11 protein-coding genes and 1 pseudogene are annotated in these 12,714 nt (G+C 69.8%); 5 read left to right on the forward strand and 7 right to left on the reverse strand.

Annotated elements, in window-relative coordinates:
- Positions 1 to 75: 75 nt before the first annotated feature.
- The 3 genes from SM447_RS15045 to SM447_RS15055 form a co-directional block, all read right to left on the reverse strand.
- Positions 76 to 1,209 carry a S8 family serine peptidase gene (locus SM447_RS15045; RefSeq protein WP_474573598.1) on the reverse strand — a complete coding sequence of 378 codons (1,134 nt, stop codon included), beginning with the start codon at positions 1,207 to 1,209 and terminating at the stop codon, positions 76 to 78.
- 1,357 nt (positions 1,210 to 2,566) lie between these two features.
- On the reverse strand, positions 2,567 to 3,028 hold the full coding sequence (locus tag SM447_RS15050; RefSeq protein WP_474573411.1) for a hypothetical protein: 462 nt from the start codon (positions 3,026 to 3,028) through the stop codon (positions 2,567 to 2,569).
- A gap of 126 nt (positions 3,029 to 3,154) precedes the next feature.
- The gene (locus tag SM447_RS15055; RefSeq protein WP_474573412.1) at positions 3,155 to 3,367 is read right to left on the reverse strand and encodes an acyl-CoA carboxylase subunit epsilon; all 213 of its coding nucleotides are present in this window, start codon (positions 3,365 to 3,367) and stop codon (positions 3,155 to 3,157) included.
- 91 nt (positions 3,368 to 3,458) lie between these two features.
- Between SM447_RS15055 and SM447_RS15060 the strand changes: the two are divergent.
- A pseudogene (locus SM447_RS15060) lies at positions 3,459 to 4,868 on the forward strand (serine/threonine-protein kinase); the annotation flags it as partial.
- Between the two features lie 1,150 nt (positions 4,869 to 6,018).
- The gene (locus SM447_RS15065) at positions 6,019 to 6,255 is read left to right on the forward strand and encodes a hypothetical protein (RefSeq protein WP_474573413.1); all 237 of its coding nucleotides are present in this window, start codon (positions 6,019 to 6,021) and stop codon (positions 6,253 to 6,255) included.
- A gap of 115 nt (positions 6,256 to 6,370) precedes the next feature.
- On the opposite strand, the gene SM447_RS15070 is transcribed toward SM447_RS15065, so the two are convergent.
- Together SM447_RS15070 and SM447_RS15075 are read right to left on the reverse strand one after the other, a co-directional pair.
- Positions 6,371 to 7,123: a GH25 family lysozyme gene (locus SM447_RS15070; protein WP_474573414.1), complete on the reverse strand. Its 753-nt coding sequence runs from the start codon at positions 7,121 to 7,123 to the stop codon at positions 6,371 to 6,373.
- Positions 7,124 to 7,241: 118 nt separating this feature from the next.
- Positions 7,242 to 7,793, reverse strand: a complete 552-nt coding sequence (locus tag SM447_RS15075; protein WP_474573415.1) for a Uma2 family endonuclease — start codon at positions 7,791 to 7,793, stop codon at positions 7,242 to 7,244.
- Between the two features lie 131 nt (positions 7,794 to 7,924).
- On the opposite strand from SM447_RS15075, the gene SM447_RS15080 reads away from it, so the two are divergent.
- On the forward strand, positions 7,925 to 8,671 hold the full coding sequence (locus SM447_RS15080; protein WP_474573416.1) for a M50 family metallopeptidase: 747 nt from the start codon (positions 7,925 to 7,927) through the stop codon (positions 8,669 to 8,671).
- Here SM447_RS15080 and SM447_RS15085 read toward each other — a convergent pair.
- A complete protein-coding gene (locus SM447_RS15085; protein ID WP_474573417.1) occupies positions 8,658 to 10,055 on the reverse strand; it encodes a hypothetical protein in 1,398 nt (465 codons plus the stop codon). The two genes, SM447_RS15080 and SM447_RS15085, sit on opposite strands and share 14 nt — an antisense overlap.
- A 14-nt stretch (positions 10,056 to 10,069) precedes the next feature.
- The gene (locus SM447_RS15090; RefSeq protein ID WP_474573418.1) at positions 10,070 to 11,050 is read right to left on the reverse strand and encodes an SDR family oxidoreductase; all 981 of its coding nucleotides are present in this window, start codon (positions 11,048 to 11,050) and stop codon (positions 10,070 to 10,072) included.
- Between the two features lie 254 nt (positions 11,051 to 11,304).
- Here SM447_RS15090 and SM447_RS15095 point away from each other — a divergent pair, with 254 nt between their 5' ends.
- Positions 11,305 to 11,805: an RNA polymerase sigma factor gene (locus SM447_RS15095; RefSeq protein ID WP_474573419.1), complete on the forward strand. Its 501-nt coding sequence runs from the start codon at positions 11,305 to 11,307 to the stop codon at positions 11,803 to 11,805.
- Entirely contained in the window at positions 11,798 to 12,682 is an 885-nt protein-coding gene (locus tag SM447_RS15100; RefSeq protein ID WP_474573420.1) for a hypothetical protein, read from the forward strand. Before SM447_RS15095 ends, SM447_RS15100 begins: the two co-directional genes overlap by 8 nt.
- Positions 12,683 to 12,714 lie beyond the last annotated feature (32 nt).

The following is a 12,714-nucleotide window of genomic DNA, read 5'->3' on the forward strand; positions in this document are numbered from 1 at the left end:
TCCACACCACCCGCTGCGTGCCGAGCCGTCTCCTGGCCCACGCCGGCAGGCTCCGCGTCGGAGCGGCGTGGGGCCTCAGTGAGTGACACGCGGCGGCGGATCATTGGAGCGGCGCCTACGCCGGGCGTACCACGCCCAAGCGCCCCCACCCGCCAGCAACACTCCCAACGTGACCAGACCGCGCACCGTCGCCGCCCCGCCCTCGTCGACCCGCGGCCCATCCGCCACCGCCGTGGTCGGGTCGGTCCCGTCCGGCACCCGCGTCGGCCCCGGCCCGAAACCCCTCGGTGGTACGTCTGCCGTGAGCGCTGCCACCAGATCGATGACACCGTATCCGTACTGGTCATCCCGGCCCGGCGGCCCCTTGTCAATCGCAGTCGCCGTCAACCGATGAACCACCTCATCAGCCGGCAAATACGGATACTTCGCCCGAATCAACGCCGCCGCCCCCGCCACAATCGCCGCCGCCCCCGAAGTTCCCGTGCCAACCCGGTAACCGCCATCGAAGTTGGTGCTAACCAACCCAACAGCGGGCGCCACGACATCAATCTCTTTGCCAATAACAGAGATTGTCGCCCGATTGCCCTGTCTGTCCACGCCGCCTACCGCTACCACCCCGGGATGGGCGGCAGGGTAGCGGACAGAGCGATCTGCTGGTCTGTTGCCTGCGGCTGCGACAACTACGATATCGGCATCAATTGCTGCCTGAACTGCTTTCTGCTCGCTTGCGTCCTGCTCTCCGCCTGATGAGATGCTAATGACGTCCGCACCGTTGCGGATCGAATAGTCTATCGCGCGTGCGAGACCCTCAGTCGTTCCGTCCGGATTCCTTTGCTTAAACTTTACGGGAAGGATGGTCGCTTTAGGTGCAATACCCAGAGCGCTCTCCGGTCCTTGGCCGTGAGCGGCGATAAGACCTGCCATGGCTGTGCCGTGCCCATCGACGTCCTGCCAGCCGTTACCACCTCCTGGCGTAAGGTTGATGCCGGGTAGAAGACTATTCCTTAGGCTGGGGTGTGGGCGAACGCCGGTGTCGAGTACGGCAACGATGGCGCCCTTGCCTTGGCTAAGCTGGTGCGCCTTCTTGGTGGAGAGATATTCGAGATGCCATTGCTTCCCGTGTTTCTGGCCGGAATCCTGCACAGTTGCCGCAATCGCTGCTGCATTGGCTGGAGATGGGGATAGAATGCTCGATAGGGTGGTAATAATTGTCGCAAATAGGCAACAGATGGGGTCCCTCACCGCGTAAGCCCGATAGCGGGGCCCGGGTCGATTGGCTCGTCGTCGTCTGGGGGGCGCAAGATTGGGTCCACGCCGTCATCCGTTTTCCAGGGCATGTCGGGATCCCAATTGAGTTTGGCCTTCTCGTTGCTCCCAATTCGACCTATGTTCGGGTTGTTTTGATGCGGCGATCCGCCGACAAGCGAGGATCCATAGAATGGGTTCATCCCCCTGCCGGCTCCGGGACGGGAACCGGCTCCACCTGCAGGGGCTGTGCCCGCAGCTCCCCCGCCGATGATGCCTCCCATTGGGGTGGCCCGGCGAGGTTGAGAATTAGTGGAATGCTGGCCCGCGCCTATCGTTGGGCTGCTTCCAATCACTCCTCCTGGTGGCATGGCCCTCGACGCGTTACTTGGTGCGCTCGTAGATGAACCGCCGCGGGCGGACCGTGGAGTTTGTCCGTTTCGGACGTTACCCGGCCCCGAGATGACCGAGGGTCGCGTACTTGGTAGTGGCTGCGTTGAAGGTCCTGTCTCGGAAGTCGGAGCAGATGCCGGCGGAAACGGCCCAGGAGATCCCAATGCGGGATTTGCTGCGGAGGGGACCCCGCCGAGTATTGGGCCCGGTTCCTTCGCCCCGGCCCGTGGCGGGATCTGCGATTGAAGGGGTGCTGGTGCCGCGACGTGAGTCGGCACCGGCACTATCGGAGGAATGCTCGGAACGGGGCTCGCCGTGGAATTTTCCGGATAAGGCTGGTCCAAGCCCGGTTTGGATCGAGGGGTGGGTGGTGGGTGGCGGAGTAGGGTTTGGGCTTGTTGGAGTTCGATGCTGAGGCCGTACATGATGTTTCGGGCCTGGGTGTTCAGGCGTTCCAGATCGGACTCGGTGACCGGTGGTTGGGTGGTCCGGCTGGCGGCGACGGCCTTCGGGTCGGCGGCGATCTGTTCCCAGGCACGCCTCTTCTGCAGTTTGGCGGCGTACTCTTCGTAGATTTTTTGTATCTCGGCGCGGCTGCTGCTGAGGGCCTGGGTTGCCGCGGACAGTGCGGTCTGGTTCGTGCTGGCGGCGTCGTGTGTGCGTTGCACCTGGTCGATCAGCTCGTCGAGTTTGGCGAGGTAGGCGCGGGAGGCCGTGTTCGTCTCGGGGGGCCAGGCCAGGGCGAGGCGTGCGCGGTAGGCCCGCAGCCGTTGGAGGTGCTGGCCGGCCAGTTCGGAGACCTTGTTCCAGCCGGCGACGTGGCGCCAGTGGTTGTCGGGCTGATGATCCTGGAGGCAGGCCCACATGTCGGCGACGTTCATCAGGTGCCAGTCGGTCAGGCCGCCGCTGCGGCCGATGCCCGGGTCCCTCACGGCAACACCACCGGTCCTGAGTTGTCGGTGCCGGTCGGATCGGCGAGCGATGGCGACGATACGTCCAGGACGGGTGGCGTGCCGGGTTGCCCGAGTGCCCGATGGACGTCGGCTACCCGGGCAGCGGAGAAGGCGTCGGCGTCGGCGTACTGCTCGGCCACGAGCTTGGCGGCCTCCGCCAGGTGGCCGGTGGCGTCACCGACGCCCCAGACCGCGTTGGTCGTCGCCTGTTGGGTTTCCCAGTGAGTACGCATGAACTGCACCAGCTCGATGAACGCATCGGCCGGGTTGGGCACCGTGGTGAGCATGTCGTCCGCGATGTATCGCAGGTGCGGCGCATAGCTGCTCTCCACCTCGGCGCGGAGCTGGTCGGCGAAGTCTCGTAGTTGGCGGATGTCGGCCTCGACGCCCCCGGAACCGCGTAGCCAGGACGCTGGTCGATCGTCCTCAGGGATCATCGGCCCTCCCATATCTGTCACGGCCCAACTCCCCTGAGTGAGGTTAGACGCTGAAAGCCGCCCCGGCATCCCGCCGGAGCCGTCATCTCAGTCCAGAGTCCTCAACGACCGGGACTTACCGGGTTTTCAGCGAGGCAGGCCGGAGGTGCGCCAGGCGGCGGCACCGGGCGTCAGCGTCGTGCCCACCGGGCGACCGCTGCGCGCCCAGACCGAGGCCGCAGCGGGCGGCGGTCCAGCTGTCGGACGGGACCGCACCGCGATAACGCCCACCAGGGCGGCCAGTTCCTCGGCGGTCGGTACGCCGCGCACGATCCGGAACAGCGGCTCTTCGACAGACATGACCTCAGCGTACGCGGCGTGAGCTTGACCTTCATCGCACAGTGGCGTGCCGGCGGTGTGACGGTCTGCCCTGCCGGGTACCGTCTCAGCGATGTCTGAAGCTTCCCCCCAACTCGTCGCCGACCGGTACCGGCTCATCTCGCCGCTCGGTCAGGGCGGCATGGGTCGGGTTTGGAAGGCCCGCGACGAGGTGCTGCACCGCGACGTCGCGATCAAGGAGTTGGTTCCGCCGCCGGGCCTGACCAGCGACGAGCGTCGGGAGATGCGCGAGCGCTCGCTGCGCGAGGCACGCGCCATCGCCCGACTCAACAACATCAACGTGGTACGTATCTTCGACGTCCTCCGCACCGACGGTGACCCGTGGATCGTCATGGAGTACGTGGCGTCCCGGTCGTTGCAGGACACCATCGCGGAGGACGGCCCGGTGCCGCCGGCGCGGGCGGTCGAGATCGGCCTGGGCGTGCTGAACGCGCTGAAGGCCGCGCACAAGGCCGGCATCATGCACCGTGACGTCAAACCCGGCAACGTGTTGCTCGGCAACGACGGCCGGGTGGTGCTGACCGACTTCGGCCTCGCCACGATCCCCGGTGACCCGAACGTCACCCGTACCGGCATGGTGCTCGGCTCGCCCGCGTACATTGCGCCGGAGCGGGCCCGGGACGGCACCTTCGGCCCGGAGGCCGACCTGTGGTCGCTCGGTGCCACGCTGTACGCCGCCGTGGAGGGGAAGTCCCCGTACGCTCGGCCGTCGGCGATCAGCACCCTGGCCGCGCTGGCCACCGAGCCGGTACCGCCGGCCCGTAACGCCGGGCCGCTCAAGCAGGTGCTCGCCGGGCTGCTGCGCAAGGATCCGCAGGAGCGGATCACCGCCGAGTCGGCCGAGCGCATGCTGCGTCGCGCCAGCGGCCGCCGGGCCCGGGGCATCTCGCTGCTCGACGGCGTACGCCGGCCCGGGCCGAACGGTCCGCGCGAGCCGCGTCCGCCGCTGGTGCCGGCACCGCGCCCGTCCGGTGAGCGGCCGGCCACCCCCGTCACTCCGCCCGCGCCCCGCACGCCACCCGCCTCCGGGCTGCTGGCCGGCGGGGCCGCGGCGGCGGGTTCCACAGCGGACCGGTCGACCGGCACCCCGCCCGGCCCGGACGCCGACCCGACGGCGAAGGTCGCCGCCCCGGCCGGCAGCGCCGACGTCGACCCCACGGCGAAGGTCTCGCCGCCCGACACCTCCGAGGCCGGGCAGGCGGGCACCACTCCGGACGGCGTGCAGACCGGTGCGGCCTCGGCGGGCGAACGGAACTCCGCGCGAGCCGCCGCCGCTGGTACCGCAGCGACGGCCGCAGCCGCGGCACAGGCGAACGGCCCCGGCGACGGGCCGGCCGAGATTTCCGGCGAACCGGCCGCAACGGGCACCGCCCCCGGTGACGGGACCGGCTCGGGCGCAACGGACCAGGGCGATGCCGGGGCCGACGCGACGAAGGACGCGACGGCAGGCGAGGCGCCTGCGGAGGCCGCCGCGTCGACCGGCCAGGCCGCGACGAGTGCCGACGCGGCGGAGGGCTCGGCCGCTACGGACGCCACCGCACCAGCAGAGCCGATCGCGACGGACGCCGGTACGCGCCACGACGGCGGGCCGGCGGCGGAGGCTACCGGAACGGGCGGCAACGCGAGCGGAGGCACCGTAGAAGCCGGCACGTCGAGTGTCGCCTCGGGCGTCGCGTCGACGGCGAAGGTCGACGGCTCGCGGTCCGGGTCGCAATCCGACGGGACGCGGCGGTTCGATCGACCGGCGGGCGGTGACCCACGGCGGCCGCAGTCAACCTCGGTCATGCCGGCGGCACCGGTGAGCCCCGCGCCGGCCCAGGGCTCGGTCTTCAAGGCCGGTCAGTTCCGCTCGGAGCGGACCCGGCGCGCCGTACTCATCGGTGCGCTGGTCGCGCTGCTGCTGATCGGCCTGGTGGTGGCGGTGCCACTGCTGACCAGCGGCGACGAGGACGGCGGGACGCCGAACGACGCGGGCGGCACCAGCAGCGCACCGGCTCCGGCAACCTCGGAGCCGGCCGCCCCGCCGCCGAGCGACCCGGCGCCCAGCCCGTCCGCCTCGCCCAGCCCGACGGCCTCGCCCAGTCCTACGCAACCGGCCGGTGGCCTGCCGGAGGGGTGGACGCTGCGTGACGATCCGGTTGGCTTCAAGGTGGCGGTGCCGGACGGCTGGCGGCGCAGCGCCGGGCGCACCTCGGTCACCTATCGGGACCCGAACGGGGTCAGCCTGCTGCTCATCGACCGGACCGACACGCCGAAGCGGGACGCTGAAGCCGACTGGCGAGCGCAGGAGCCGAACCGGAAGAACCTGGTGCGGAACTACGAGTTGATCCGCATCTCCTCGTTCGACTGCAAGTGGCGGACCTGCGCCGACTGGGACTGGCGGGAAACCCGCGACAACACCCGCCTCCGGGTCCGTAACCGGGCCTTCGTCCCCGCCAGCAACCGGGGCTTCGCCCTGCGCTGGGAGGTGCCGGACCGGGAGTGGGACGCGCAGTTGCCGAACTTCGAGATGATCTTCCGCGAGTTCGTGCCGGACCGTCAGGACTGACCGACAGGCATGGCCCTCCGTCGTCCGGGGTATCTGATCTCTGACGACGGAAGGGAGGCCCGAGATGGGTTACCGAGGAAGGGACGCCCGACCCCGCCTGGCACTGTGGACGCTCGTGGTGCTCGGCAACGTCGTACTGCTGGTCGCCACCGTCGGCGCCGCGGTGCTGGCAACCCTGCTGAGCATCGTGACGCTGGCCGGGGCCGCGTTCGCCGGCTGGAATCTCACCCGCCGGGGCTGCGTGTCCCGCCGGGCGGGGATGACCGTGCCGGTCGCGCTCGCCGCGCGGCGGCGGGCCTGAGAGAGCCGAGCGAGTCCCGGCGACGCCCGCTGCGACGGCGGAGGGTCGTGACACCGCGACGGCAGGCTGGCGTCCGCACCCAGCGGAGGACGCCGGCCCGCCGTCGCGGCGTACGTCAGGTGTTGTTGGCCAGGGCGATCAGCCGGCTGCGGTCGCCGTTCCAGTAGTTGCGGTCGACGGCGCCACTGATGCCGGCGACGCTGCCGGAGTCGGTGTACTGCCAGAAACTCCAGAACGGCGCACCGGCGGGCAGCGTACCGACGGAGGACGACCAGCGGGCGATCCAGAGCGGGTGGTTTGCCCACGGCCCGGTCCAAGAGCCGGTGCACTGGTTCCAGAAGCTGGTGGTGGTGTAGATGACCGCGTAGCGGCCGGTGCGGGACCGGTAGGTGTTGAGGAAGTCCTGCACCCAGTTGCGCATGGCGGTGGTGCTGAGGCCGTAGCAGTAGCCACCGCTGTACGGGTTCGCCTCCAGGTCCAGCGCCGCCGGCAGGGTACGGCTGTCGGCCGACCAGGCACCGCCGTTGGAGGCCAGGTAGTTCGCCTGCACCGCGCCGGAGGAGATGTTGGGCCTGGCGAAGTGGTACGCGCCGCGGATCACCCCCGCGTTGTACGCGTTGACGTAGTTGGCGTTGAAGTTCGGGTCCTTGTAGCTCGTACCCTCGGTGGCCTTGATGAAGGCGAACTGGATACCGGCGTTGCGGACGCTCGTCCAGTTGATGGTGCCCTGGTAGCGCGAGACGTCGATGCCCGGCACGGTGGCGGCGGCGGCCGGAGTCGCGGTGGCGACGAGCCCGGCGGCGGCGGTGGCGAGTACGGTGAGCGCGGCGGCGGTCAGCCGGCGCAGCAATGGTCGGGTCCGACCCATGGCGTCCTCCTGAGACGACTGTCGATAGACAGACATCTTTGAAGGCAGCTCTCCGTCAGGGCAAGAGCGATCGAGAAAACTTTCGATGTCCCGGTTGTGGTGGCAGGCCACCTGGCGGTCAACGCAGCGTGGCCGGGTCAACCCGCCAGCGGAACGGCTCGGTGAGGGTGAGCGTCTCCCCGGCCTTGGCCACCCGGTCCTCGACATAGTGCCCGCCGTCGAGCCGGTACAGCCGCAGCGAGTGCGTGTCGCGGTCCTGCTCGACCAGCAGGTACCAGGGGATCCGGGCGATCGCGTAGAGCTGCATCTTGAGCACCCGGTCGGCGGCGGCGTTACCCGGCGACACGATCTCGCCCACGAGCGCCACCTCGGCGGCTTCGACCACGGTGCCCTCGTCGTCGGTGTCGGCCACCACGACATCGGGGATGGCGATCCGGTCGGGGCCGAGCCGAAGATTGACCGCCTCGAAGACCAGGAACCCTTCAGAGTGGGCTGCCGGTCGCAGCGAGGCGACGAGGTTCCACGACACCAACTGATGCCGTTTGCTCGGGGCAGGGCTCACGATCAGGCTCCCGTCGAGCAACTCGATCCGGTCACGGGTCTCGCCCATGGCGAAATACTCGGCCTCCGTCCAGAGGCCGACGTGGGGTTCCAGGGGGGCCGCGCTCACCTGCGTTCACCTCCCGCTCCGATCGCCACCCGGTCAGTCTCACACGATACGACCGGTTGGCCCGGGACCGACACCGGAACGGTCGCCGGCCCGGTGCTGGCGTCAGAACGTGAGCGGTAGGCTCGCGCCCCATGGTGTCGATCGAGGGCATGACCGAGTTCTGGGACCGGCTGCTCGGCGCGCAGCCCGACCCTCCGCCGCTGCTGGTCGTGCTCACCGCTCTGGTCGCGCTGCTGGTGGTGGTCACCCGGCTGCCGTGGCGGATCGCCCGCAACATGATCACCATCGCCCACGAGGGCGGTCACGCACTGGTCGCCGTGCTCACCGGCCGCAAGCTGCACGGCATCCGGCTGCACTCGGACACCTCCGGCCTGACGCTGTCCGCCGGCCGCCCCACCGGGCCGGGCATGGTGCTCACCCTGCTCGCCGGTTACCTCGCCCCGCCCCTGGTGGGCCTGGGCGGGGCCTGGCTGCTCGCCGGGAACCGGATCACCCTGCTGCTGTGGATCGCGGTGCTCCTGCTGCTCGCCATGCTGGTCATGATCCGAAACGTCTACGGCGCGCTCTCGCTCGTGGTCACCGGTGGCGCGGTGCTCGCGGTCTCCTGGTACGCCAGCCCGCAGGTGCAGGCCGCCTTCGCCTGGACCGGGGTGTGGTTCCTGCTGCTCGGCGGCGTACGTCCGGTGGTGGAGCTGCAACGGCTGCGCGCGCGGCGCGGGATGCCGGCCTCCGATGCCGACCAGCTCGCCGGGATCACACCGTTTCCGGCGTTCTTCTGGGTGATCCTCTTCGGCCTGGTCAACTCCGCCGTGCTGGTGGCCGGCGGTCTGCTGCTGGCCGGGCCGCTGCTCGCCGAGGCCGGTATCACGTCCAGCTGATCGGGTAGTCGCGGCCGGACTCCACCAGGAACCGGTCGATGTCGGCCAGGGGCAGCCGCCCCGGCGCGGGCTGCCGGGACGGGATCGCCTCGAACGCCTTCTGGTAGCGCAGGGTGCTGCCCAGGTCCATCGGATAGGTGTCCCGGTCCACCCCGATCACCTCGCCGAGCTTGCGGGCGTGGCGGCGAACCAGGTCCTCCCACTGCTCGACCGCCACCACCCCCGGCGACTCGATGCCCTGGGAGAACAGGTTGACGTGAATGTAGTCGTACGGGTCGCTGTGCTCCAGGTACGCCTTGAGCTCGTCGAAGGCGGGGCCCATGTTGAACCGGCACCAGAACGGCACCGCGCCCAGCCGGATCGTCCAGAGCGGATCCCACTGCACGTACGACTCGACCAGCAGGCGGTCGGTCGGCCGACCGAGTTGCGCGTACCACCAGCGGTAGAGGTCGGCGACGAAGTGGCTGTGTTCCTGCGGCTCGCGGGAGACCAGTCGGCGGACCCGGTAGCCGTTGCGCTCGGCCAGCTTGGCGACGTCCTCGCCCAGCGCCGGATCCCAGCCCCACTCCGCCTCCGGTACCCGGGTCTCCATCTCCGGGGGCTGCCAGGTGCGTACCGGCGAGCGCTCCTGCTCCAGATAGCGGGCGATGCGCTCGCCGGGCTCGTGGTACTCGTCCTCGGTCACCCCGCCCAGGCAGCCGAACTGGAAGTACGCCCGCTCGCCCACCTGGTGCACCCGCCAGTCACGCGTGCACTCGACCTGGATGATGGTCCCGCCCGGAACCAGTCGTTCCGTCAGGAAGCGCTCGTACGCCGGGCCGAGTCCTCGCCGCTTGAGGCGCATGTACGCCATCGCCTCCAGCATCGGCCGGTCCTGCGCCGGGTCGTGCATGTGGTAGACGGAGACGCGCGGGTTGTTCCGGGCGATCAGCCGCGCCGTCGGGGCCAGCGCGTCCATCGCGCCGACCACGTCGTCCGCGTGACTCATCAGGTCGCGTACCCCGGTCAACGTGGTCTGCGGCAGGAACGGCACGCCCAGGGCCGCGGCCAGATGGACCACCCCGCCGCTGGTGGAGCCGATGACGACGGCCGGGTACTGGCGTTTGTCGTACTGCTTGACCACCCAGTGGTCCAGGTCGTCGACGTCGATGGCGCGTACCCGGTCCAAGGGGATGCCCTGGGTGAAGCCGGCGGCGCGGAAGAGGATCGCCCGGATCCGGTCGTACGGCGAGACGACGGCCGTGTCGGCGAGGAAACGGCTGCTGGGCCCCATGGACAACCCGCCGTGGTCCTTTCCGTGCAGGTAACTGCCGACGGCGCGGACGGTGTTCACCGAGGAGTCGAAGTCGCTCAGGTAGCGGGCGGCACGGGTTCGGGTCAGCACGGAACCTCCTCGGGTCATCGGTGTCGCCAGCGACGGGCGAGCAGCAGACCGGTGGTGGCCAGCGTCCCGACCAGCAGGGCCTTGCGCTGGACGGATCTGCGCCGCCCGCCCCAGCCGCCGGTCGCCTGCCGGTCCCAGTCCTCGAGCGAGGGCTCGCGCAGGTTGCCACTGGTGGCCGGGTAAGGGCGTTCTCTGGACAGGTGTGACTTGTCCACCTGGATCGCCATCATTCGTTCCATCAGGCCGGGTGACGTCTTCGCCTGCATGAAGATCGTCCGTGCGGCCCCTCCCACGAGGGCTTCCCGTCGGGGCAGCCGGACCAGGTTGACGATGGTTCGGGCGACCAGCTCGGGCGGGTAGACCGGTGGCATCGGAACCACCTCCCGGCCGGTGTAGTTGGCCGCGTGCCGGAAGAACGGCGTGTCGATGGTGCCGGGCAGCACGGTGCAGACCCGGATTCCGCGCAGGCCGTCGAGCCGCAGCTCCGAGCGCAGGCTTCCGCTCAGCGCCCGGATGGCCGCCTTGGACATCGAGTACGCGGAGGTGTAGGGCTGCGGCACCACGCCGACGATCGAGGAAACGTTGATCAGCACCCCGGAGCGCTGGGCGCGCATCTGCGGCAGGGCCGCCCGCGCGCCGTGGACGTAACCCATCACGTTGACGTCCAGTACCCGGCGGAACTCGTCGAGCGGCACGTCGAGGAAGGGCGAGAAGAAGGTGAGAGCGGCGTTGTTGACCCAGACGTCCAGCCGGCCGAACTCGGCGACCGCCCGGTCCGCGACCGCCTGTACGGCCTTCTCGTCCGCGACGTCGGCCGGCACCGCCACCGCCCGGACGCCGTGGCTCTCGCACTCCCCGACGATCTCCCGCAGGGCGTCCTCGCGTCGGGCGGTCAGCACCAGGGAGGCACCACGTTTGGCGAAGGCGACCGCCGACGCGCGGCCGATCCCGCTCGCCGCCCCGGTCACCACCACCACTGAGTCTTCGATTCGCATGTCCACCCTTCGATCGGCCCGTCGCCAGCGGGTCGCGCAGGTGGGCCGGAGGGCTGCGCGCGCCTCGTACCGTCGCCCTGGGTGCGCGGTCTGCTACCGAAATGTTGTCGCATTCGGGTCGGCCGGCGGGTCGGAACGCGCGAATCGATGCGCTGGGCAGGCCCGCCCGACGGGGGATGAAATGAACCGGGATCCCGGGCAACCGGACGGGCCGGGCCAGGCGTGTTCCTTCCGACCGTCAGGGGGAGGTGGCCGTGCCGGACGTCGACGGGTTCGACGAGTTCTACCGGGGGAGCCGGCAGCGGCTGCTCGGGTTCGTCTACGTGCTGACCGGCGACCTTGCCGAGGCGCAGGACGCGGTACAGGAGGCGTTCATCCGAGCCTGGCAGCGTTGGTCCACCGTCGGTGCCTACGACGACCCGGAGGCGTGGGTACGGGTGGTGGCCGCCCGGATCGCGGTCAGCCGTTGGCGCAGCCTGCGCAGCCGGGCCCGGGCCTACCTGCGGCACGGTGCGGCCGACAGCGTGCCGGCTCCGACCACCGACACGATCGAGGTGGTCGCCGCCCTACGTCAGCTCCCGGAGGAACAACGCGTCGCGATCGCGCTCTACTATCTCGCGGGTCTGCCGGTCGCCGAGGTGGCCCGGCAGACCGCGGCCCCGGTCGGCACGGTCAAGGCGCGACTGTCCCGGGGGCGTGCCGCGCTGGCGGGGCTGCTTGCCGTTACCGACCTGGAGGAGGCTCCCGGTGCGTGACGAGGACGTACGCCTGATGGAACTCCTGCGGCACGATCTGGAGAGTGTCCGCTGGCTGGATGCCGCCGAGGTACGCGCCGTGGCGCGGCGGCGTGGCCGGTTCCGGGCGATGGCCGCCGCTGTCGCCGTCGTCGTGCTGTCCATCTCGGTGGTGACCGTGGCCAAGCTGCCTCAGCGGCAGGACATGCTGCTGGGAGACGGTGCCGCGCCGATACGGGCGGAGATCCCACTCGATGCGCTGCTGCAACCCGAGGATCTCTCGGTGCAGGTCGACGAGCCGTTCACCGAGGCGGGTCTGGCCCGGAACATCGCGATCGATCCGGAGTGGGCGAGATGTATCCAGGCGAAGGGGAACGGGAACATCCCTACCTGGGAGACGTCGCGGTACTCCCGCTCGCAGTTCATGATGCGTCCGGACGGCATCCGGAGCGAGGACGATTCGGGCCACGGGTACGACGTGTCGATCGTGCTCAGTCAGGACATCTACCGCATTGGTCCTGAGCTGGAAGGCACCTTCTTCGCCGGTGTCGAGCAGCGGATCGAGCTGTGTCGACGCTGGGAGAGCGTCGAGAGCGGCATTATCGGCGATACCGAGTGGGCCAACTTCTACGCGGTGCAGCGATGGGAGGTGGTCGACCGGCACTTCGCCGGAGACGAGTCGGTGATGATCCGGCACACGGTCGGGGAGACGCGTCGCGACAACGCGAACGGTGAGGTGCTCGCCGAACCCATGCCGCCGAACAGCATCGCCGTCGTGCGGATCGGTGACCTGGTCACGGTCGTCAACGTCGGCTTCGGTGAGAGTGAGTCGGAGCTGCGTCGGCTGGCGGTGGTCGCCGCCGGGCGAATGTGCGTCGCGGCCAATCCACCGTGCTGAGGGCGGTACGGGCCCTCGCCGCGTGTCGGGAG

The organism is Micromonospora aridisoli (assembly GCF_056150025.1).